The organism is Komagataeibacter xylinus (assembly GCF_009834365.1).
Lineage (GTDB): Bacteria > Pseudomonadota > Alphaproteobacteria > Acetobacterales > Acetobacteraceae > Komagataeibacter > Komagataeibacter xylinus_D.
In genome coordinates, this window is record NZ_CP041348.1 from 60060 (window position 1) to 82626 (window position 22567).

Annotated in this window: 21 protein-coding genes, 1 tRNA gene and 1 riboswitch; of the genes, 13 read left to right on the forward strand and 9 right to left on the reverse strand. The window is 63.2% G+C overall.

Features of this window, described 5'->3' with window-relative positions; translation table 11 throughout:
• Nucleotides 1-68 precede the first annotated feature (68 nt).
• On the forward strand, nucleotides 69-872 hold the full coding sequence (locus FMA36_RS00405; protein ID WP_159260081.1) for a hypothetical protein: 804 nt from the start codon (nucleotides 69-71) through the stop codon (nucleotides 870-872).
• Nucleotides 869-1477 (forward strand): hypothetical protein, encoded by a 609-nt coding sequence (locus FMA36_RS00410; RefSeq protein WP_159260083.1) that lies wholly within the window; start codon nucleotides 869-871, stop codon nucleotides 1475-1477. Before FMA36_RS00405 ends, FMA36_RS00410 begins: the two co-directional genes overlap by 4 nt.
• Nucleotides 1478-2103: 626 nt before the next feature.
• On the opposite strand, the gene FMA36_RS00415 is transcribed toward FMA36_RS00410, so the two are convergent.
• Together FMA36_RS00415 and FMA36_RS00420 are read right to left on the reverse strand one after the other, a co-directional pair.
• Entirely contained in the window at nucleotides 2104-3306 is a 1203-nt protein-coding gene (locus FMA36_RS00415) for a tyrosine-type recombinase/integrase (protein ID WP_159260084.1), read from the reverse strand.
• Nucleotides 3307-3463: 157 nt separating this feature from the next.
• A tRNA-Cys gene (locus FMA36_RS00420) sits at nucleotides 3464-3537 on the reverse strand.
• A gap of 181 nt (nucleotides 3538-3718) precedes the next feature.
• On the opposite strand from FMA36_RS00420, the gene FMA36_RS00425 reads away from it, so the two are divergent.
• From FMA36_RS00425 to FMA36_RS00445, 5 genes are all read left to right on the forward strand, one after another.
• On the forward strand, nucleotides 3719-4405 hold the full coding sequence (locus tag FMA36_RS00425; RefSeq protein WP_159260086.1) for a protein-L-isoaspartate O-methyltransferase family protein: 687 nt from the start codon (nucleotides 3719-3721) through the stop codon (nucleotides 4403-4405).
• Between the two features lie 92 nt (nucleotides 4406-4497).
• Nucleotides 4498-5919 (forward strand): TolC family outer membrane protein, encoded by a 1422-nt coding sequence (locus tag FMA36_RS00430; RefSeq protein WP_159260088.1) that lies wholly within the window; start codon nucleotides 4498-4500, stop codon nucleotides 5917-5919.
• Nucleotides 5920-6273: 354 nt separating this feature from the next.
• Nucleotides 6274-6687, forward strand: a complete 414-nt coding sequence (locus tag FMA36_RS00435; RefSeq protein WP_159260089.1) for a hypothetical protein — start codon at nucleotides 6274-6276, stop codon at nucleotides 6685-6687.
• Between the two features lie 341 nt (nucleotides 6688-7028).
• Nucleotides 7029-7751: a hypothetical protein gene (locus FMA36_RS19280; protein WP_206065141.1), complete on the forward strand. Its 723-nt coding sequence runs from the start codon at nucleotides 7029-7031 to the stop codon at nucleotides 7749-7751.
• A gap of 117 nt (nucleotides 7752-7868) precedes the next feature.
• Nucleotides 7869-9221, forward strand: a complete 1353-nt coding sequence (locus FMA36_RS00445; protein ID WP_159260091.1) for a purine-cytosine permease family protein — start codon at nucleotides 7869-7871, stop codon at nucleotides 9219-9221.
• Between the two features lie 161 nt (nucleotides 9222-9382).
• Here the strand turns inward: FMA36_RS00445 and FMA36_RS00450 are convergent, their stop codons facing one another.
• Together FMA36_RS00450 and gluP are read right to left on the reverse strand one after the other, a co-directional pair.
• Nucleotides 9383-11518, reverse strand: a complete 2136-nt coding sequence (locus tag FMA36_RS00450) for a beta-N-acetylhexosaminidase (RefSeq protein WP_346766522.1) — start codon at nucleotides 11516-11518, stop codon at nucleotides 9383-9385.
• Nucleotides 11519-11561: 43 nt separating this feature from the next.
• Entirely contained in the window at nucleotides 11562-12851 is a 1290-nt protein-coding gene (gene gluP, locus FMA36_RS00455) for a glucose/galactose MFS transporter (RefSeq protein WP_159260095.1), read from the reverse strand.
• Nucleotides 12852-12992: 141 nt separating this feature from the next.
• On the opposite strand from gluP, the gene FMA36_RS00460 reads away from it, so the two are divergent.
• The 5 genes from FMA36_RS00460 (at nucleotide 12993) to FMA36_RS00480 (ending at nucleotide 17935) form a co-directional block, all read left to right on the forward strand.
• Nucleotides 12993-14360, forward strand: coding sequence for an aminotransferase-like domain-containing protein (locus FMA36_RS00460; protein ID WP_159260097.1), 1368 nt, complete (start codon nucleotides 12993-12995; stop codon nucleotides 14358-14360).
• A gap of 78 nt (nucleotides 14361-14438) precedes the next feature.
• Nucleotides 14439-14735: a putative quinol monooxygenase gene (locus tag FMA36_RS00465; RefSeq protein ID WP_159260099.1), complete on the forward strand. Its 297-nt coding sequence runs from the start codon at nucleotides 14439-14441 to the stop codon at nucleotides 14733-14735.
• Nucleotides 14725-15900, forward strand: a complete 1176-nt coding sequence (locus tag FMA36_RS00470; protein ID WP_159260101.1) for an arabinose transporter — start codon at nucleotides 14725-14727, stop codon at nucleotides 15898-15900. Before FMA36_RS00465 ends, FMA36_RS00470 begins: the two co-directional genes overlap by 11 nt.
• Nucleotides 15897-17105: a Tm-1-like ATP-binding domain-containing protein gene (locus FMA36_RS00475; RefSeq protein ID WP_159260103.1), complete on the forward strand. Its 1209-nt coding sequence runs from the start codon at nucleotides 15897-15899 to the stop codon at nucleotides 17103-17105. The genes FMA36_RS00470 and FMA36_RS00475 overlap by 4 nt, the downstream gene beginning before the upstream one ends.
• A complete protein-coding gene (locus tag FMA36_RS00480; RefSeq protein ID WP_159260104.1) occupies nucleotides 17105-17935 on the forward strand; it encodes a phosphoenolpyruvate hydrolase family protein in 831 nt (276 codons plus the stop codon). Before FMA36_RS00475 ends, FMA36_RS00480 begins: the two co-directional genes overlap by 1 nt.
• A gap of 91 nt (nucleotides 17936-18026) precedes the next feature.
• Here FMA36_RS00480 and FMA36_RS00485 read toward each other — a convergent pair whose 3' ends face one another.
• Genes FMA36_RS00485 through FMA36_RS00495 form a run of 3 tightly spaced genes read right to left on the reverse strand, consistent with a single transcriptional unit; the run spans nucleotide 18027 to nucleotide 20304 of the window.
• Nucleotides 18027-18503 (reverse strand): DUF4232 domain-containing protein, encoded by a 477-nt coding sequence (locus tag FMA36_RS00485; RefSeq protein WP_159260106.1) that lies wholly within the window; start codon nucleotides 18501-18503, stop codon nucleotides 18027-18029.
• A 20-nt stretch (nucleotides 18504-18523) separates the two neighbouring features.
• A complete protein-coding gene (locus FMA36_RS00490; RefSeq protein ID WP_159260107.1) occupies nucleotides 18524-18967 on the reverse strand; it encodes a hypothetical protein in 444 nt (147 codons plus the stop codon).
• Entirely contained in the window at nucleotides 18964-20304 is a 1341-nt protein-coding gene (locus FMA36_RS00495; RefSeq protein ID WP_159260109.1) for a voltage-gated chloride channel family protein, read from the reverse strand. The genes FMA36_RS00490 and FMA36_RS00495 overlap by 4 nt, the downstream gene beginning before the upstream one ends.
• A gap of 112 nt (nucleotides 20305-20416) precedes the next feature.
• Nucleotides 20417-20496, reverse strand: a riboswitch (Fluoride riboswitch).
• Here FMA36_RS00495 and FMA36_RS00500 point away from each other — a divergent pair.
• Nucleotides 20465-20668 carry a hypothetical protein gene (locus tag FMA36_RS00500; RefSeq protein WP_159260111.1) on the forward strand — a complete coding sequence of 68 codons (204 nt, stop codon included), beginning with the start codon at nucleotides 20465-20467 and terminating at the stop codon, nucleotides 20666-20668. It overlaps the preceding riboswitch by 32 nt.
• Here FMA36_RS00500 and FMA36_RS00505 read toward each other — a convergent pair.
• Entirely contained in the window at nucleotides 20652-21557 is a 906-nt protein-coding gene (locus tag FMA36_RS00505; protein WP_408885638.1) for a 2-hydroxyacid dehydrogenase, read from the reverse strand. The two genes, FMA36_RS00500 and FMA36_RS00505, sit on opposite strands and share 17 nt — an antisense overlap.
• A 67-nt stretch (nucleotides 21558-21624) precedes the next feature.
• Complete coding sequence (locus tag FMA36_RS00510; protein ID WP_159260115.1) at nucleotides 21625-22497, reverse strand: dimethylarginine dimethylaminohydrolase family protein; 873 nt, start codon at nucleotides 22495-22497, stop codon at nucleotides 21625-21627.
• Nucleotides 22498-22567 lie beyond the last annotated feature (70 nt).

Here is a 22567-nt window from a genome sequence, read left to right on the forward strand (position 1 = left end):
GATTGCCGTTCCGAAAATATCCCCAAAGGGCAGTGCATTTTTGTAACTGTGTTTGAGAACATCCAGCCATGATCAATCGTAAACTCGGCTGCCGCCCGGCTGAACACCGGCCCGGCCAGCCGCATCTGTCCGTCATGCGCGGGTTCTGCGCCCGGCAGGCTCCGGCTAGGCTGATCCGAGACCATATCGACCCGCACCCCGGCATGTTGGGCAATGACGCGCTGGGCGATTGCACGGCGGCAGGCATTTTCAACCACATGCACGCCACGGCTGCGCTGGCTGGATTCGACGTGGCAGGCATCACCACAGACGCGGCAATCCGGTTCTACAGCCAGTCCACCGGCTACGTGCCAGGCAACCCGAACACGGACAACGGCGGCGTTGAGGTCGATGTGCTGACATCAGCGTCCCGTGATGGATGCGCACTGACCGATCAGACCCTGTATCCGTGCTGGGGGAGCGCCGATCCGGGCGACCTGAACGGGGTCCGCAACATCACCGCTGGCCTGTCCGCTGCCTATCTGGGCGTGCAGCTTGCCACGGCGGATATGTGGGAGGACCAGGACGGCAACCTGCCGCCCGTTTGGGACACGGACAGTCCGACTGACCATGGCGATCCGACGCCGGGCAGCGCGGGCGGCCACTGTCTGCTGCTGTGGGATTACGCGGGCACAGCTGACACCGATCTGGTCACGCTCCTGACATGGGGCAGTAAGCAAAAAGCGACGTGGCGATGGCTCCGGTCCCGCATCATGGAGGCGCACGGTCTGGCTTGGGGCCAACTGCACGCGCCGGGCACGCTATATCCGTCTGGCGATGACTGGGCGGCTCTGGTCGCGTCTAATGAGGCATATCTGCGAGGTGCGGCATGAAGTCGGTTCTGGTGCTGGCCTGCGCCCTCGGCCTGTCCGCCTGCGCCCATCAGGCACCCGTGCAGACCACGATCCCGGCGGCCATGGCATCCATTCAGTCCAGTCTGGCGCAGGCCGGGGTGGTGTCGGTATCGCATGCGGGAGACTGGACGGCGGAGCAGGACGCCCTGTTCGTCCGCGCCATCCGGGCGGCGCAGTGCTCTCAGGACCGGCCCGACCCGGTGGTGGGCACGATTGCAGGCGACGTGACGCTTCAGCTATCCGGCCAGTTCACGCAGGGCGGTCAGTTCAGCGTAGGCGCGGCCACCACGGTGCCCACGTTCGGAGTGCAGGCCGATGCCAGCCGGACACGCGGGCAAGCCATCAGCCTGCCGGTGGCCTATGCCCCGTTGTCGTCCATGCCGGATGTGGAGATGGGGCGGCAGCTTGGCTACGAGGCGTCCATGTTCGCGCAGAATGATGATGCCCGGCACGCCGAGGCCAAGCGGCTGATCGCCGACCGCGAGGAATTGCGGGGGAGGGTGCAGGCGATGATTGATACCTGGGCCTCTGGCGAGTGTGTCGGGCGTGCGCCGGTCGCGCCGTTCGTGGGTGGGCGGCGATGATCTGGCGCTGGCTTCACCGGCTGTTCTGTTTGCGGAGAGGGTGCAAAAGGGACTGATTCCCTATTCGCTCGTACGGGAGGATTATTGGCAGTTTGCCTCCATAAAACGATAATTCCCTTGCCGTTCGTACACCCCGCCACCAATAAGGCCGGATCAGGGGTAAAACCCTTGGTAAACTGCCATTTATAGGCCGCCCCCTGCTCATATTGGTCAATCGCGGATCATGCCTCTACAAAAAAAACGGCAGGAACCCGAAGGCCCTGCCGCTCGTAATCGCCCCCGCGTGCACGCGAGGCCTTCGTGGGGCGCTTCAACGCGCTCGGGCCACGCTCCCGCCAACTATTCCCATATTGGAAACAGTTGGAACCTTTTCGCTACGCAGGACGCAATCCCCGATCTCTTGGGCGTTCAGGCTACTGCCCGTCCGCTTAATTGCCACGGCAAGCGATGCTTATCATGGCGCGTGGGATAGCTTTCCCACCTCGCAGCGCGCCCTTGCGGGCATTCATGAAACTGGCGCGGGGCTTTCACCCGCTGCCGCCTGAGATGGATAGGTGTCAGGCATCTTTCCTTCTAAGCCGAAGGACTAGAAGTCTTATACTAGAAAGGCAGGGGCTGTACAAGTGCTATCGTCGCGCCTTTTTGAGCAAATCAGCTGGCGCGCAAAACCCATCCAGCAAAATATCTGCCCAGTCCTGCGCCAATTCCCGCTTTCGCTCTTTGTGCTCCGAGCGGTTGTAAATCGCCTCTACCTTGTTCTGCGAGACGTGCGCCAGCATCTGGTCGATAATGGCCCTGTCCTGCGGGTGGCGCTCGTTCATGATGGACGAAAACGAGGACCGGAACCCATGAGGCACATGCAGCCCGGAGAATGAAGTGCGCTTGAGCAGGACGCTCATGGCATTTTCAGACATGGGTCGGTGAGACCATCTAGCATTCGGAAACACGATAGGCCCCCTGCCCGTTAATGATCGTGCAGCCTCAAGCGTCTCCTGAGCCTGCCGAGACAGAAAAACGGCATGCCCCCGGCGCATCTTCATTCGCTCTTTCGGTATGGCCCATACATCTCCCTCAAGCTCGGTCCAGGGCATTGCCCTCACCTCGCCCGGGCGCACAGCCGTCAAAGCCAAAAAACGAATGGCTAGAACGGTTATGGGATGGGCCGGAATGCTTTCGACTTCCCTGAGCAGTTCGCGGAGTCGGGCAAGATCCGTGATGGCCGGAAAATTGCCCTTCTGCAGCGGCGGCAATGCCTCCTTGATCACAGCTGCCGGATCGGCATTGCCAAGCCCGCAGGCAATGCCATACGTGAAAATCGCGGATAGACGCTGCCGAACCCGTCGGGCCGTATCTGGAGAATTGCTGCGCCCTATTCCCTCGATCACTTCGAGAACCATCGGGGGCGTGATATCTGTAACGGGAATGTTACCCAGCTTCGGCCAGACGAAACGGTCAAGCGTATATGCGACATTCTGGGCATGAATTTCGCTCCACCCGGGCGCCTTGATCTTTAGCCACGACTCGCCCACGGCGCGCAGATGATTTTTTGTGCAGGCGGCCTCTGCCCGGCGCTGCTTTTTGGTAAGCGCTGGATCTCGTCCATCACGAAGCTCGGTCTTGGCGCTATCCCGCGCCTGCCTGGCGCCTGCGAGGGAAACCTCTGGATAGGCTCCGATGGACAGCAGCTTCTCCTTCCCTCCAAACCGGTATTTGACGCGCCAGAGACGCGACCCGTTTGGCTTAACGAGAAGGTGCAGGCCGCCCGAGTCTGCCAGCTTATACGGGGCTTCCTGGGGCTTTGCTCGCCTGATAGCGGCATCGCTCAGCATCGATACCCCCACCTTTTCGCCGATACCCCCACGGATACCCCCATCATGCCTGTCATTCGGCGTCTACCCCTGTCATCAGATGTCACAGTCAGAGGAAAGAAAACGGCAGATTTTCGGGGGTTATGTCAACGCTTGTCCTTTCTTGTCATGGAAGAACTGGAGGTCTGGGCGGGAATCGAACCCACATTCGCGGATTTGCAGTCCGCTGCATCACCATTCTGCCACCAGACCTCGGCGGTGCACCGGGTATATCCGCTGAAATGCCTCTCAGGTCAAGCCGTTGTGTGCGGCGTTCCTGTTGTTTCCCGATCAAAGCGGGGCATAAATACAAAAAAAGCCGGAAAAATTTTCGCCCGTCCGGCCGGGTTGCGGCTTCAGCACCCTGCGGGGCAGCGTGTTTCAAGGAAACGTTATGGACAGGACAGACCCCGATTACGCGCCACTCGATTTTGTTGCCGCCCGGCAGCGCATGGTCGATGCCCAGATTCGCCCCTCACAGGTGGGCAATGCCGCCATTATCGCCGCCATGCGCACCGTGCCGCGTGAACGCGCCGTGCCCGATGCGCTGCGGGCCTTCGCCTACTCCGACCAGAACCTGCCATTGGGCGATGGACGCTACCTGACAGAACCACGGGTGACGGGGCGCATGCTGCAGGTGGCCGATCTGCGCCACGGCGAGCGGGTTCTGGTGGTTGCAGCCGGCACGGGCTACCTCGCGGCCCTGCTGGGCACGATGGCGCTTGAACTGCATGTCACCGCTCTCGAATCGGACCCGCGGCTGGCCACCATGGGCAAGGCCCTTTGTGCTGCCTGCGCGCCCGGCGTGCAGTGGTGCGATGGGCCGCTGGTCAGGGGCGCACCGGCCTCCGCGCCGTATGACCTGATCTTCATCGATGGCGCGGTGCGCACGGTGCCGCAGGCCATTGTGGACCAGCTTGCGGAGGGCGGGCGCATCATCGCCCCCATCGCTCCTGCATCAGGTGTGACATCGGTCAGCCGTATTGCCGCGACAGTGCCGGGTAACCCCGTGCAGCCCCTGTTCGAGGCAGCCGTGCCCCTGCTGCCTGAACTGGCCCCTGCCCCCGCCTTCGTGTTCTAGGCGGTTAACCCGCACGCAACATCCTGCGGCTAAGACTGGCCGGGGCGGGCTGTCATGGTTCCGCCTGGCATATCAGGCTGGCAGGGGCGGACATGAAGGGAAACTGGGCGATCGGGGCGGGAAGCGCCGCACTTTTATGCAGTGGCACGGCACTGGCCCGCGTGCCGCAGGCGGTGGAGGAACCGCGCACGCTGGATGCGGCACTTGCTGCGGCCTATCTGGGTAACCCGTTGCTGCGGCAGGAACGTGCCACCCTGCGCGCGACCGATGAGCAGGTGCCCCAGGCCCTGGGCGGCTGGCGCCCCACGATTACGGGCACGGCGAGCATGTCCTATTATTCCGGCCTGATGCGCATGGAGCCCTCATCGGGGGAAAGCGGCTATGGCCGCCGGTATGAAAGCCCCGGCTATTCCGGCGGGGTCAGCATCTCACAACCCATCTATACCGGCGGCAAGACCACGGCCGGCACGCACAAGGCGCGCCATGCGGTCATGGCCGAGCGCGCGCGGCTGATCGCGGCGGAGGAGCAGGTCTTCTCCGATGTGGTCAGCGCCTATGTCAATGTGGTGGAAGATGAGCAGATCCTGCACATCGACATCAACAACGAACAGGTTTACGCCGCCCAGCTTCACGCCACTGAACTGCGCGCGCATGGCGGCGAGATCACCCACACCGATGTGGACCAGGCCGCAGGCGCGCTGGCCAATGCCCGCGCCGTGCGGCAACTGGCCGAAGGCACGTTGCTGGCCGATCGCGCCACTTACCGACAGGTTGTGGGCGTTGACGCGCCCGATGACCTTGCCCTGCCACAGCCCCTTGTCCTGCCACTTCACACCGAGCAGGACGCCATGACGCAGGCCGTGCAGAACAACCCCGACGTGATTGGCGCCCTGTTTGACGAAGCGGCAAAAAAAGATGCCGTAGGCGTGGCCTTTGCCGCCCTCATGCCCACGGTCAGCGCACAGGCGGCCTATATGCATGGCATCAACCAGGATGAAGGCCGCTCGCTCAACAATAACAAATATGCCCTCGTCAACGCGTCCATGCCGCTTTATCAGGGCGGGGGAGAATATGCCGCCGTGCGCATGGCCCGCCAGCAGGCCAATGAGGCCGCCCATACGGTAGATGTAAAGCGCCGCGCCGCCGTGCAGCTCGCCGCGGCAAGCTGGCAGCGCATGCAGGCCAACCGCGCCGCGATAGAAAGCAACCGCGCTGCCGTCGAGGCCGATGCCGCCGCCCTGCACGGCATGCAGCGACAGGTGATGGTGGGCACCACCTCAACGCTTTCCGTGCTCCAGCAGCAGGAAACCCTGCTTCAGGCCCAGATTGCGCTGGTGCGCAGCGCGGGCAATCTTGTGATCTCGTCCTATCAGGCCACTGCCGCCATTGGCCGCCTGACCGCGCGTGACCTGAGCCTTGACGTGCCGCTGTATGATGAACGCGCCTATTACCGCGCAGTGCATGACCGGTTGTGGGGTATCAGCGATTACGCCACCAACCAGCCGGGGCGGTAGGCGCAAGGCTTTTCTGGACCTTATGTTATTTGCATCAATGTTTATGGGGACTGCGTTATCTGAAGCTTTACCAAAGACTTCTTTACCATGATTGTTTTGTACCCGGAGGCGCTTTTTACAAGCATACAAACGTCCCATTGTGCTTATGCAATCTGTTCTATGTAGCATCGAGAGGAAAAATATCAGAAAGGCAGCCGAAGAACTTATTATTTCGGATATATTCTGTTCTTCATCAGGGAATCCCCTTTAAAAAAGTGAGGAAGGAGGCAACGCTTTTTATGATAAAAATAGCCTCCTTCATTTTTTTATTATTATAATACAATAAAGTTCATTTTTAAATTAAGGCCATGCATCATGATAGAAGAAATTACAATAAAAGTATTTTCAGGCAATGGATGCGCAACGGACATCTTTCTCGGAGTTTCTACAGAATATCCGTGGTTTCTAAATATCATCCATCCAGAAAAATGGGCCAGATGGTATGAAGCACCTGATCTTTTTTCGGCTTTCCAAAACATGCGACTTGATCTTGAAAAAGAAGGAATACGTTTTCTCTGTATTGGCGCCTGTCCCGATGTCATTGCATCGGGCCTGTCCAGAAACATGAGTGGCGGCAGAAAAGTCTATGCCATCAGGCATGGGGAACAGGCAGATAGCAGAAATATTGTCGATATATTTGATTATGCCCCGCCCGAAAGGATTGGAACGGTGCAACAGCAACGTGATTTTGCAGCACGCTGGCTGGCTTCAGTGACACACCGCAGGTGATGCCCCAAAAAAACCTCAGCAATCATAAGAAAGTTTCTGGTGAAGCTTTGTTCAAAAATCGTCAGGAAACCCTGCCTTAAAAAAGCAGGCCGTGCCTGAATGCGGCGCGGGAACATCATCCGTCACGCGCATGAGGCAGGAAGTTGCAGCGCATACGATCACAATGATGCGAATACCCTGTTCTCGCCCCAGCCTGTTAACGCCAGAAAAACGGGGCAGGTCTTATCTTCATGCAGTATTGGCGGACAGGTCCGGACAACACAGCCACCCGATTTTTCCTGTGGGGTTGACCGCCTGGTGTCTGTTACATGAGGTAACATCGACCGAGCGACAGGAAACCTATGAAAAAGACCCTCCTGTGCCTGAGTGTTCTGGGTATGGCTGGATGCGCCGCCAATCCATCGGATATCAGCGCACAATATACCAACCCCGAACCTTTCATGCGCCAGAGCTGCGCCCAACTGGCCCAGATGGACCAGACGGATACGCAAAACCTTGCCTCCGCCGAAATGCACCAGCGCCGCATGCATCAGTCCGATGCGTGGGGCGTAGCCCTGATCGGCGTGCCCGTGGGCAGCGCAGGCGGTGACAGGCACAAGGAAATCGGCGCGTTGAAGGGACAGCTTGAGGCCATTCACACCGCCGAGCGCGGCAAGAACTGCGTCGGTCGCTATTCCGCCACTGATTATGACCCCTCCGGAGCCCTCAGCGTCCCTGCCGGTCGCCTTCCGTCGGGCAGCGATCCGGCTTATGGCTATCGTGGCACGGGTGCTGCAGCCCCTTCAGACACCACGGCTTATCCGCCCCTGCAGACCACCCCGACGGATATCAGCACAGGCACAGGCACAGGCACAGGCACAGGCACAGGCACAGGCACAGGCACAGGCACAGGCACAGGCACAGGCACAGGCATTACAACCGGTTCCATGCCCGCGCAGGAAGGTCTTTCCGCACCCGGAGCACTCAGCGCACCCAGCCATGCCCCCACCTATACCGCGCCACATTACGTGGTGCCGCCCGCGGGCTATACCGCGCCGTCGTATTCGGGCAATCCGTTCCAGTAACAACCAGCCCCCGTGCTGCTTCGGGCGATGGCGGCACGGGGCAGATCGTAACGAAAACCGATCAATATCGTGGCGCACATATATCCATAAGGCCGTTCCTCAGGCATAACGCGTTTGATGAGCACGGCGTTTGAAACCCACACCATTCACCAGATTCCTCCCGACCAGCGCCATGGCCGCGCGCGCGACCTGTTCGCGGTCTGGTTCAGCACCAACCTGACCCTGCTCACGGTGGTGACCGGCGCACTGGGGCCGGGGCTGTTCGGGCTGTCGTTCACGTGGTCGGCCATTGCCGTCATACTGGGCAATCTGGCGGGGGCCGTGTTCATGGCGCTGCATGCCGCCCAGGGGCCCATGCTGGGCGTGCCGCAGATGGTGCAGAGCCGGGGGCAGTTCGGCTTCTATGGCGCGGTGCCCATCATCGGCCTTGTCGTGCTCATGTATATCGGCTTCGTGGCGTCGAATTTCGTGGTGGGTGGCGAGGCGCTTTATGCCGCCCTGCCCATGACCGGACATAACAATGCGATCCTGCTCATTGCTGTGCTGAGCCTGGTGCCGTGCTGCATGGGCTACCACACCATCCACGCCTGGTCGAAGGTGGTCAGCTGGGTAGCGGGGGCGGTCATTCTATACTGCCTGTGGCTGGGCTATGAAGCCTTCCCCCCCGGCACGCTGCGTGACATGCATGGTTCGGTCGCCGGTTTTTTCAGCACCTTTTCCACCGCAGCGCTGTGGCAGATTGCCTATGCGCCCTATGTATCGGATTCATCGCGCTACCTGCCCGCCGATGAGGCGGGTCGCCGCACCGCCTTCCTCACCACCTATATTGGCACGGTCGCAGGCACGGCGCTGCCCATGATGCTGGGCTGCATGATCGCACTGCATGGGCCGGGCGTATCGGTCGCGGCCACGCTGGCCAGACTGGCGGGGCAGCAGGCCACGCCGGTCATGATCGTGCTGTCGCTTTCCATCGCACTCGGCAACGCCATGAGCCTGTATGGCGGTGCGCTCTCGGCCATAACCGTGCTCCAGACCTTCATGCCGGACTGGCGGGCCGCCCTGCGCGAACGCCTTGTTGTCACCTGCACGCTGGTGGCGATTGCGCTGGGCATGGCACTGGGCATGGCCGACAGCTTCATGAAATCCTATGCCGCCTTCCTCGACCTGCTCATGGCCATCATGGTGCCATGGACCGCCATCAACCTGACCGATTACTACCTGCTGCGCCGTGGCCGTTATGATGTCGCCTCCTTTTTCCGCCGCGATGGCGGGGCCTATGGCTATTGCAACATTCCTGCCCTGTGCGCCTACGGCATTGGCATCGCCATTGAAATACCCTTCATGCAGAACGGGTTTCATACCGGCAGCCTGGCCCGCCGCCTGCATGGGGTGGACATATCATGGGTGGTAGGGCTGCTTGTTACCGCCGCCTTCTATATCCGCGCCACAACCACGCGCCGGCGCGCGTAATGGCACCCTTCTCCCTGTGATGAAGGTTGCGGCAAGCAGCATGTCCTGATGGATGCAGGCAGATCCACTACAACACAGGAATAAAAATTCCCAAGTATCGCCTTAAAAAAAGAAAGTGTTCTTTTGAATCTTTAAAAAAAGCCCTACCATAAACCTCTGTTTTACATATGCCCCTGCACCAGCCCCGCAATACCGGGCGTAATGGCCTGAAGCAGGTCACCCGCTGGCTGCGGGCTGCTACGTACAGCCAGCATCGATGCCGAGGCAGCGAACTGGTCCTGCGCTATCTGTAGCACCGCAGCCACCTGTGCCTGATGCGCTGCCAGCGTACCATCGAGCGCATACAGCCCCACGCAGGCCAGTTCCGCCAGTTGGCCCGATGCAGGCAACGCCTCACGCAGGGCCGGGCGGGTGGCCACGACCTGGCGCAGGCGCGTATCGTTATCGCGCCAGATTTCCAGCCGGGCACGCAGGCTGGCGGCAAGGTCATGCTGGCCGCCCACATAGGCCGCTACATCCCGCGTAAAGGCTGCGGCCTGAAAACTGTCAGGCGTGGCAATATCAGCCACCCGGTCCAGCGCGGGCGGGGTGGATGTGGCGGCCACATGGCCCGGGCCAAATACATGGTTGAGCGCATAATTGCGCACCGGGGTAGTCACGGCCAGCAGGGTGGCAAGCGGGGCAATACCATCAGGGGTGAGCCGTGCCATCATGCGGTGGCGGTCGGCTGCGGCGCGGTTGCCCAGTATTTCCAGTTCCGCCTGCACCACGGGCAGGCGGAGGGCCAATGCGGCCTCATCACGCACGGCTGCGGGCGACCAGAAACGCTCGGCCAGGGCTGCCGCGCGCGGCCACAGGCGGGCATCAAGCATCTCCTCGCTCACGATCTCGGTCCATAATGCAGCCTCCGCCCCCAGCACCAGCCCATCCTGCGCCGTGGTCATGGAAGCAGCAGGGTCGAGAGCAAAGGGGGCAAGTGCCGGGGCATGGGCTGCGGCAACCTGATCGGGCGGCAGCCCATTGCCCACCGGGTCCAGCGGGTCAACGCGGTAATGATCCGCCGCAGGCAGCAGCAGGTCTAGATAATACCCTGCCGAGACCACGACCGGGTGCCCCGCCGCCGTGGCCTGCGCCGTATAGCGCGAGCCACGCCACGGCTCGATCACGATGCCGGGGGGCGTGGGCGCATCGAGCAGTTCATCCCAGCCCATCATGGTCTTGCCCTCATGCGCCACAATGGCGAGCACGCGGCGGGTAAAGGCGGCCTGCAGGGCCGGGGCGCTGGCATAGCCATGCTGCTGCATATAGGCACTGATGCGGGGGTTTGCCGTCCATTCATCAGGCCGCACCTCATCGCCGCCTACATGGAAATAGGCATCAGGGAACAGGCCCGCCATTTCATGATAGAGCCGGGCCAGGAACACATAGGTATCGGGGTTTGTGGGGTCGAATGCGGCGCGCACCACCCGCCTGGGGTCAAGCGGGGTTGCAATGGGCTGGGCCGCATATTGCGGATAGGCCAGCAGCATGGCGTAGCTGTGGCCCGGCGCATCGAATTCCGGCACGATGCGAATGCCGCGATCAGCAGCAAAGGCCACGAGGTCGCGCACCTGCTGCTGGGTATAGTATTGCCCGTGTGATGCCACCTGCTGCAGGCGCGGATAGACCCTGCTTTCCACCCGGAAGCCCTGCCCGTCAGACAGATGCAGGTGCAGCACATTGAGCTTGGTCAGTTCCATCATGTCCAGTTGCCGCTCAAGGGCCGCAGGCGACATGAAATGACGGCTGACATCCACCAGCATGCCGCGCCATGCAAAACGCGGGCTGTCATCAATCTCGGCCCCATCCAGCACCGGCCCCGCCTCACCGGATTCAACAAGCTGCAGGAGCGTTGCCAGCCCGCGCAGCACGCCCGCCGGGCCATCGGCCACCAGTGTCGCGCCATCAGCCCCCGTGTGGAGCTGGTAGTGCTCGCGCATATGGACGGAGAGCATATCCGGGTCGGCATGCTGGCAGTTGATGCGCAGCACCAGCCCCGCAGGCGCGCCCGCCACCGCCGGGCGTGCGCTCAGGGCAGCCAGGCGCTGCTCGAAACGTGCCACAGCGCGCTCCAGCAGGGGGGAGCGCACGCCCTGCCACTGCACCTGCACCCCGCCCGCAAGCGGCAGGGCGCTCCCCTGAGGCTGGTACTGCACGGGCTGCGGCATCAGCGCCGGGGCGGCCAGAGCGGGCGTGCAGGCCGTCCCCGCGCAGAGCATGACCATGGCAAAAGAGCGAAAACGGCGGGGAAAGGGCATGATGGGCATGATTCCGTTAAAGGCACCGCCCCATGGTGCCCCATCACGCAGCACGACCCAACCCCCACGCGTGCCGCCATGCAACCAGCGCAAAAAGTCCGATCACGCCATAACCGGGCATGACCAGCCCCATGAAGGCCGGTTTCATGCCCCATGCCCCCTGCAACAGGGCAAAACACTGCGGCATGACAGCGCCGCCGCAAAACGCCATGACCAGCAGCGCATTCGCCCGCTGCCGCCATGCCCCCGCCATGTGCAGCACCAGTGGAAACAGGATGGGCATCATCATGGCATTGGCCACCCCCAGCAGGGCGATACACAGCACCGAGCCCATGCCATGGGCCATGATGGCCCCGATGCACAACCCGCCACCCACAAGAGCGGACAGGCCCAGATAGGGTGCGGGCCGGATCACGGCAGGCACCATTAAACTGCCCAGCACATACCCGCCCAGCATGCCCGCAAGCGTGAACGCGGTCAGAAACCGGGTCTGCCCGACCGAAAGCCCCATGCCGCGCGCATAAAGGCCAATGCCATCGCCCGCCATCACCTCCACCCCCACATATACAAACACCACGGCAATCCCGACCCAGGCCATGCCCGCCATGCGCCCCGTGAGCGGGGCGGCATCCCGGCAGGCCAGACGCAGATCAGGCAGGCCCGCATACCGCAGGCCAACAGCCACAAGCACCAGCACAGCCGCCATGACCCGGTAGGGCAGCACCACCGCGTGGGCAAAACCGGCCAGCACCTCCGCCTGTGTGCGGGTATTGCCGCCTGCCGCAAGACGGGCCACCACGCCGCTGATATCGCGCATGACCAGGATAGAAAATATTATAGGTGCGATAATTCCTGAAAGCTTGTTGGCAATACCCATCCACGCAATACGCCGCGCCGCCTGTGCCGGGGGGCCTAACAGCGTGACATACGGATTGACCGCAACCTGCAGCAGCGTCAGCCCCGCGCCCAGCACCGACAGGCCCGCAAGCGCACCAGCATACCAGCCGCGCCCCACGCATTCGCCAAACCCCAGCGTGCCCGCCGCCATGACACCAAGCGCCAGCCTGATGCCACGATACAGGCCCGTGCGCCGTGCGAGCGCCATGGCGGGCAACGCGCAGAAAAGATAGGCGAGGTAAAAACACATCGGCACCAGAAACGCCCCTACCGGCCCCACCCCGAAGGCAACCTGCACGAACGTGATCAGTGGCCCGTTGAGCCACGTGACAAATCCGATGATGAAAAACAGCCCGGCCATGACCAGCAGCGGCCGCACGCCATAAGCCGCGCCTGTTCCGCCCCCGCCTTCATGGTTCAGATCCGCTCTTTCCATGCCCTGCATCCCTCAACCCCATCATACCGGCATCGTAATATCGGGAGAAGAAAAGCGGCAATCCCGCCATGCCGGTTCCGCCCCCTGCCCCGACCTGCTATGGCTGGGCCGCCCCAAACCGCATTACAGGTCTGTTACGCCATGCGCCTGCGCTCCCCCTGGCAGCCGCGCCTGCCCGCAGGCGACGGTTCACCCGCCGAAAGGCTGGCCGACGTTCTGGCTGGTGATATCCTCGGCGGCCGACTGCAATCAGGCGACCGCCTGCCCGCGCACCGCCCGCTGGCCTGGCAGCTTGGCATCGGCCTTGGCAGCGTCACGCGGGCTTACGCCACGCTTGAGCGGCGCGGACTGGTGCGCAGCGTGCGCGGACGGGGCACCTTTGTGGCCGCCAGCCCCAACGGCACGGGGCCGGTGCTCGACCTTTCGGCCAACATGCCGCCGCCCATGTTCAGCGACCGCGCACTGGCCCGCACGCTCGGCCGCCTTGCCCGCACGGTTGATCCGGCACTGTTCAATGTTTATCCACCTGTGGCAGGCCATATCGAACACCGGCGCATCATGGCCCACTGGCTGGCGGAACTGGGCGTGACGTTATCACCCGACCAACTGCTGCTGACCAGCGGGGCGCAGCAGGCCCTTGGCGTGGCCCTTGCCGCCGCACGCAAGGCCGCTCCCGCGATGCTGACCGAGGCCCTGACCTATCCCGGCATGCTCGGCCTCGCCCGGCAGGCAGGCATGCACGTGCAGGGCCTGCCAATGGATGCGCAGGGCCTGTTGCCCGAAGCACTCGACCACGCCCTGCGCCAGCATGCTCCGGGGCGCTGCGTGCTCTATGTCACGCCCACCATGCACAACCCCACCACCGCCACCATGAGCACGGACCGCAGGCGGGAGATCGCACGCCTGTGCAGCAGGCACGACGCGCTGATTATTGAAGATGACGTCTATGACTGCGTGCATGATGAGAGCCTGCCCCCGCTGGTAACGCTCGCGCCAGAACGGACCTTTTATGTCAGCAGCCTGTCAAAGACCCTCAGCCCCGGCCTGCGCATCGGGGCTCTTGCCCCGCCGCCGGGTTTCATGCAGGCGGCGCGTGACGCGCTGCTGAGCGCATCGCTCATGATCGCCCCGCTATCCTACGCCATGATGGCGCAGTGGATGCTTGATGGCACGGCGGCCTCCGTGCGGCAGTCGCTGCGTGGCGAGGCCGGGCGACGGCGCGCGCTGGCCCGTTCCGTGCTTGGCCCGCACCTTGCGCCACCGCCCTATGATGCCTTTCATGCATGGATGCCCATGCCACTCGCCCGCGCGCAATGGTTCGGGGCGGAGGCGGCAAGGCAGGGCGTGAAAGTAACCCTGCCCCAGCCCTTCATGGCCCGGTCAGATGCACAACCCGATGCACCTGCAGGCATTCGCCTATGCCTTGGCCCAACACCCCTGCCCGACCTGCGTGAGGCCCTGCACCGGCTGCGCCATGTGCTTGATGGCATGGACAATAGTGTCACGTGACACTTTCTCCGTGGAAGAAAAGTGTTACACCGCCCTATGCTCGCCGCACCATACAACACATCTGGCGAGGATATTTTCATGACAGCGCAGCCCATCACGGTCATTGCCACACTCCGCGTCCTGCCGGGACATGAAGCGGCGGCGCTCGATGCCATCCGCCATTGCGTGGCGCTGTCGCGGCAGGAAGCCACCAACCTGTCCTATCAATGCCATCGTGACATCAACGATCCCGCCGTTTTTGTGTTTGTCGAGCGCTGGGCCAGCCCGGAAGCACTCGTTGCACATGAAGAAACACCGCACTTCCAGGCCATGAAGGCCGTGTTCGCCACGGCACTGGCCGCCCCCCTTCAGGTGCACATTACCCATGAACTCTGAGGCCGCATCGCTGCGCCTGCTTGGCCGCCTCGCCATTGCGCTGTTCCTGGCCTACATGGCCGTGGCCCTGCCGCTCGCCGCCATTCCGGTGGCGGTGCTGCACTGGCCAGGCTATGGCAACGGGCTGGCCGGACTGGCAGTGGGCATTGCTTTCTTCTCCACCATTCTCAGCCGCAACCATGCAGGCCAGATGGCGGATACGAAAGGCGGCAGACCCTGCATGCGCACAGGGTTGATGATATATGTGGCCGCCAGCCTGATATGCGCCCTCGCAGCCCTGCCTAGCCTGAACAACGGCGCACGCTACGCCATTCTTATCGCGGGCAGGCTTCTGCTGGGGGTGGGCGAAAGCCTGACCATTGTGGGCATGCTGGGCTGGGGCATTGGCCTGGTGGGGCAGGCGCGCGCGGGTCGCGTGCTGGCCTGGACGGGGGCGGCCATGTACGGCGCCTTTGCCGTGGGCGGCCCGATCGGGCTGGCGCTTTACCAGCAGGCAGGGCTGGGCGTGCTCATGGGCGTATCGGCCCTCCTGCCGCTGGCAGGGCTGGCGCTGGTGCACACCATACCCGCCACCCCAACGCATGCGGGCGGCAGGCCGCCGTTCTGGCAGGTGCTGGGCACCATTCGCTGGCAGGGCATGGCCGTGGCCCTGCAGGGCGTGGGCTTTGCGGCACTGGGCGCGTTCCTGCCGCTGCGCTTCATTGCCGCACACTGGCCTGGTGCCGGGCTGGGGCTGACCTGTTTTGGCGCGGCCTTCGTGGCCGGGCGCGTCATATGCGGGCACCTGCCTGACCGGATTGGCGGGCTGCGGGTGGCGCTGCTCTCGCTGTTGATTGAGGCAGCGGGGCAATATTTGCTCTGGGCCGCCCCCTCGCCCATGCTGGCATTGGGGGGTGCGTTGCTGACCGGGGCGGGGTGCTCCATGGTTTTCCCGGCTCTTGGGGTCGAGGTGGTGCGGCTGGTCGCACCTGCCATGCGGGCTACAGCACTAGGCGGCTTCGCGGCATTTCAGGATCTGGCCTATGGCGCCACCGGCCCGCTGGCGGGACTGCTGGCTGACCGGTGTGGCTACGCGGTCGTGTTCGGGCTGGGTGGTGCGTGCGCCACGCTGGGCGCGGGCATTGTGCTTGCACTGCTGGTCCGCCAGCGCGGAGGCATGACATGAATTCAGGCCATGTTTACATTCTGGGCACCTGCGATACCAAGCAGGCCGAACTGACCTATCTGCGCCAGATACTGCGCGAGAGCGGGATTGCTGCGCTGATTGTCGATATCGGCACACAGCATGCGGGGCGGGAGGCGGATATCAGCGCCCGCTCGGTCGCCCGCTGCCACCCGAAGGGAGAGGACTACGTTTTCTGTGGCGACCGGGGACAGGCCATCGCGGCCATGGCCGAGGCGCTGCGCCTGTTCCTGCGCGCGCGCACAGACATGCGCGGCGTGCTGGCCATTGGCGGCTCGGGCGGCACCGCGCTGGTCGCCCCGGCCCTGCAGGCGCTGCCCATCGGCCTGCCCAAGCTTGTGGTCTCGACCGTGGCCTCGGGCAATACCGCGCCCTATGTGGGGGGCGCCGACATCGCCATGCTCTATCCGGTGACCGACATGGAGGGGCTCAACCGCATCTCGCGCGTGGTGCTGGGCAATGCGGCCCATGCCATGGCGGGCATGGCGGGCAATCCCTGCCACCCCGCACCTGACCCGCGCCCCGCCATTGGCCTGACCATGTTTGGCGTGACCACGCCGTGCGTGGAGCAGGTTGTCCACCAGCTTTCAGGCCGGTTTGACTGCCTTGTATTCCACGCCACGGGCACCGGCGGCCGCGCCATGGAACGGCTGGCTGATGACGGGATGATAAGCGGCTTCATCGATACGACACTGACCGAGTTCTGCGATTACGTGGCAGGCGGCATCTTTGCGTGCGATACTGATCGGCTCGGCGCCGTCATCCGCACAGGGCTGCCTTACGTGGGCAGTTGTGGCGGGCTGGACATGGTCAATTTCGGCGCCCGCGCCAGCGTGCCCGCCCACTACAAAGACCGTGTGTTTGTCGAGCACAACCCCCAGATCACCCTCATGCGCACGAATGAGGCGGAATGCCGGGCGATGGGCCACATGATCGGCCACCAACTCAACCGCTGCGCGGGCGAAGTACGTTTTCTTTACCCCGAGGGCGGGTTTTCCGTGCTCGACCAGCCCGGCCGCCCGTTTCATGACCCCGAAGCTGATGAAGCCTTTTATGCAGCCCTGGCCGAGACACTGGAACAGACCCCGCGCCGCAGGCTGATCCGCCTTCCCCATGCCATCAACGACCCGGCTTTTGCCGCGGCGCTGACGCATGAATTTTCGCATCTTTATGGAGACCAACACTAATGCCCCGTATTCCCCGTAGTGATATCCTCGCCCGCTTCAGCAGCATGATCGCCGCGCGCACGCCCATCGTGGGTGGGGGCGCGGGCACCGGCCTTTCCGCCAAATGCGAGGCGGCGGGCGGCATCGACCTGATCGTCATCTACAATTCCGGGCGGTATCGCATGGCGGGCCGTGGCTCGCTGGCAGGGCTGCTGGCCTATGGCAATGCCAACCAGATCGTAATGGACATGGCGCGCGAAGTGCTGCCCGTGGTGCCCGACACCCCCGTGCTGGCCGGGGTAAACGGCACCGACCCGTTCGTGGATTTTGACGTGTTCCTTGATGACGTGAAGCGGGTCGGGTTTTCGGGCATCCAGAACTTCCCCACCGTGGGGCTGATTGACGGCAATTTCCGCAAGAACCTTGAGGAAACCGGCATGAGCTACAGCCTTGAAGTGGATGTAGTGGCCCGCGCCCATAAAAAAGACCTGCTGACAACGCCCTACGTGTTTGACCCCGCTCAGGCGGTGGACATGGCCAAGGCGGGCGCTGACGTGCTGGTGGCCCATATGGGGCTGACCACGGGCGGCGCAATCGGCGCGGAGACGGCGCTGACGCTGGATGACTGCATTACGCAGATCAACGCGATCATTGATGCTGCCCGCAGCGTGCGCCCGGACATCATCACACTGTGCCATGGCGGCCCGATCGCCATGCCGGCCGATGCCCAGAAAGTGCTTGCCGCCTGCCCGGACTGCCACGGCTTTTATGGTGCATCGAGCATGGAGCGCCTGCCCGTTGAGGTGGCGCTGACCGAGCAGACCCGCAACTTCAAGGCACTGACGCGCTGATGATAAAAGAATAAAAGTTTTTGGGTGCCACTTTTTTTAAAAAGACGGCACTCTTTTGAATGCTTTTTGAAAAAAGCTTCACCAAAAACTTTTATCCGGCTTCAGGCGGTCCCTCAGTCCAGGGCTGCTGCTCAAGTGCGGGGGGCTGCCCGGCGGGGCCACACAGGGCATGGGCAAAAGCATGCCGCACCCGCCGGTGGCGCAGGGGCAGCACCACCGTTGCCGGTGTCATGCACGCGCCGGGGTCGAACACATTGCCAGAGACCCAGCGCAGGGCGGTTTTCATCTGGCCGCCCGCAGGCAGCACCATGGCAGACGCGGGCACGGCCTGCTGCCATGCCACAACAACGGGGTGGTGGCGGCCATCCTCAAACGAGACTGGCCCCATTCTTGCAACCGAGCACGCGCGTGCACCGGTGTTGCGCACGACAAGCCATGCGCCACTATGCATCATGCCATTGAACGCGCCCTGCCCGTCATCAAGGCCGAGCGCCATCTGCCGCACCTTGCAGTCAGGCACTGGCGTGGCCTGCGCCTGTAGTGGCAGGTTCCATAGTGTGAGGGCCATCAGCCCCAATATCCTGCCCTTCACGGCCCGGCCTGCACCGGCCCGGTGGGGCTTACGTCAAAATGCGCCACATGCCCGGTGGCGGGATCAAGGTGGCAGGCCCACGCAAAACCCACCCATTCAATGCCACCGCCTGCCCGCAGGAACTGCCCGCGCCCCGATACCAGCGCGGCACTGGCCACAACCTGGCTGCCGGGCCCCGCATCCTGCAGGAAAAAACGGTGCGGCTGACTCCCCATGCGCACCAGCACCCCGCGCGCCGCATTCTGGCACAGGAAGGTGGTCATCTGCCACGCCACATCCTGCGCCTGCACGGCGCGGCGCGTAGCGGGGTCGGCAATGCGGCTGATCTGCCGGTCGATGATCCGCTTTTCAGCTACGGAGGGGCCAGCCACCACAGCCGCGCCACAGGCCGGATGCAGCATGGTCATCAGGCCCAGCCCGGCGCACAGGCCGCGCATCATGTTCTTGATCCCTTCATGCGGGCCTGCCGCAGCGCCATGCCCATCACGCTGCCCGCCTGGTGCCGCTTGGGCACGGCAACACGCTGGGACAGGTAGATGCCCGAATGGCCCGAGCACATATAGGCCACGAAACAGCCCGTGGCGAAATAGACGATATCCGCCGTGCCGAACAGTTCCACCCCCATGAGCGTGCAGGCCAGTGGCGTATTGGCCGCCCCCGCAAACACCGCGACAAACCCCACCCCTGCCAGCAGGTCCGCCGGGGCGTGCAGTAACGGGGCCAGCGCATTGCCCAAACCTGCCCCGATGAAGAATAGCGGCGTCACCTCGCCCCCCTTGAAGCCCGCAGCCAGCACAACCACCGTAAAGACCAGCTTCCACGCCCATGCCAGCGGGTAATGCCCTGCCCCGAAGAAATCGGTAATGGACGCCCCACCCGCCTCCGGTGCGACAATGCCCAGCCCCAGATAGTCACGCGAGCCGCACAGCCACACCAGCCCTATGGTCGCGATGCCGCCCAGTGCGGGCCGCAGCCACGCAATCGGGCAGAGCCTGCGCAGGCGGGCTGCCAGCCGGTGCACCGATTCAGCAAATGCGAGGCTGGCCAGCCCAAAGGCCACCGCCGCCACCATGACCTTGCCCAGAAGCAGCAGGTCAGCATGAAAAAAATGCCCGTCCGCCCCCGCATAACCCTGAAAGGCCAGATGATAGGGCACATGCTCCATGCCCCATGCATGGCATGTCCAGTCCGCCACGATGGCGCTTAAGGCCACGGGCACCAGGGCATCATAATCAATGCGCCCGACCCGGATCACTTCCATGCCAAACACGGCGCCCGCCACCGGCGTGCCAAACACGGCGGAAAACCCTGCCGCGATGCCGGACATGAGCAGGACCCGGATCTCGTAAGGGTTGGTCAGGCGCCACACCCGCCCCACCGCGCTGGCAATGCTGCCGCCCATCTGCACCGCCGTGCCCTCGCGCCCGACCGATGCCCCGAACAGGTGGCTGACCACCGTGCCCATGAGCACCAGCGGCGCCATGCGCAGGGGCACGCCGCCACCGGGTTCGTGGATCTGGTCCACGATCAGGTTATTGCCCCCTTCCGCGGCGCGCCCCCAGACGTGGTAAAGCAACCCCACGACAACACCTGCCACCGGCAGGCCGTAAAGCAGCCACGGGTGCTGCAGGCGTGTCTGCGCCGCCTGGTCGAGCAGCCACAGGAACAGGGCGCACAGCGTGCCCACGCAGGCCGCCATGGGCAGCAACAGGCTGGCCCATATGAGCAGCCCCCCGGACTGGCGCGCCATAGCCCGCGCAAATGCAACAATATTCATGATATTTCGGTCAACCCGGCATTCAGGATGGAACAGCAGGCCAGTCTTGGCTGGCGGTGGATCATGGCTGTACGAAACGCTACACGGATTCCTCCCCTTGTTGCCATAAAGGCAGTGGGCAGGAATCATCAGCGCCCTTGCGGGCAGCGGTTCGACCAGCATGGTCCGGCAGAATCCATTGCCGTATTCTGTTAAAAAAAGCCCGTATCGCCTTGAGGGTCAACTCTGGAAATACGCGGCTCCGGTTGCAGCTATGCCGCCCCCACAAAAGAACGCCGCCTTTTTGAAAAAAGGCGGCACCCAAAAAATTTTGTTATTCCTCAGGCATCTTCTGCCGGTTGCAGGCTTCAGTATCCCCGCCTGAGGTCGCACAGCAGGGCGGGCCGCTCGTTGCGCTCCATCTGGCCGATCACCTCCACCACGTAACGCGCCTGTGCCTCCCGCGAAGCTTCGGAGGCCACATGCGGGGTAATGGTCACGCGCTCATGGCGCCATAACGAATCATCGGGCGGCAAGGGTTCTGGCTCCACCACATCAAGCACCGCGCCGCCCAGAATACCTTCATCAAGCGCACGGAGCAGGTCGGCCTGCACCACATGGTCGCCACGCCCTACATTGACCAGGCCCGCCCCGCGCGGCAACTGCGCGAGCAGGGCGTAATCGATCATGCCGCGCGTCTGCGGCGTGCTGGGCAGCAGGTTGACCACAATATCCACATCGCGCAAGAAATCGGGCAGCTCCGAAGGCCCGGCAAACGTGCGAATGCCTGACACCACCTGCGCCGAACGCCGCCAGCCCGAAACCTCAAAGCCGACCTGCCGCAATACGCGCCCCACATGCGCGCCCAGATGGCCCATGCCCATTATGCCCACGCGGGTCTGGCTGCTGGTGCGTGTGCTGGTGCGCGGGTTATGCCAGTGATGCGCATTTTGCTGCACGGCCCATGCGCGCGCGCCCCGTAACAGCCCAAGCGTGGCCCACAGCACGTAATCAGCCATCAGCACCGCTGTCTGTTCGCCCCCCATGCGCACAAGGGGCACATGCAGCGGAAAGCCTGGGCTATCGAGCAGATGATTGACCCCTGCCCCCGTGCAGATGATGGCCCGCATGCCCCCCATGCGGGCCAGATCATCTGCCGTGGGTTTCCATACCAGTGCATAATCATCAGCAGTGAGTTTCAGCGCTGGGTCATGCCATGCGGCAATGGGCAGGTCGGGTGCGACGTGCTGAAAGGCCGCGCGCCACGTGGCCATGGCGGCGGGTCCGTCCGCACTGATGACAAGCCTTGGCATTTCTTCTCCCGTTATGTGTCCTGCACTTTCAGGCGGTAAGAAGAGACTTACGGCGCAAGGGCATGGTCATGCAATGGATGCTGCCGCCCCCCTGTGAAAACTGGTCAAGGGCCGGGTCAAGCACGTGCAGCCCCTCGGCGCGCAGCATCTGGTTGATGCGCGTGCAATGGCGCGGGCTGACCACGCGCTCGCGGCCAAGGGCCAGCACATTGCAGCCCATGTCGCGCATCGCCTCCTTGTAGCTGACCGGCAGCAGACGGATGCCCTGGGCGCGGAACCAGTCAAGATCTTCATCAGCAATCACGTCCACCGCTGCTATGGCGAGGTTCTCGGCCACCATGGTGAAGATCACGTCAAGATGCAGGAAGTGCTCGGGGAAGTGGATCATGCGGCACGTCCAGCCTGCCGCCTCGAACCAGCTGATGAACTCGGCCGCACCCGCCTCATCCGTGCGGCCGCCGCTTACGCCCACCGCCAGCAGGCCGGGGCGGATGATATGGATATCCCCGCCTTCGATATGGCCTTTGGTGCAGGTTTTCCAGATCTCGTCGGGGGCATAGAATTCATGGATCGGCGTAATCTCGGCCCTGCGCTCGGGGCGGGCAAGGCGGGTGACCACGGTGCCGAATGGCGTAGTCTGTGAACTGTCGCGGGTATAGACCTCGTAGGGCATGCCCTCATGCGGGGTCAGGTAATGGCAGGCGACCTGCGCGCCTTCCAGTACTGCCACGAGTTCACGAAACTGCGCCCCCAGCGCTGCCTGGTCGATGCGCGCGCCACGCGCCATGCTGCTAATGGCAATGTCATTACTTGGTATCCACGCATAATGATCGGGGGGGCAGAGCAGCACGTCGGCCAGTTCGCCTGTTTCACTATCGATAAACCAGCGATTTGCCACCATGTGTCTGTTATCCTGTACCGTGCCGTTGGAACGTTACGATAACGGATATATCTGCCTCTTCAAGATACCA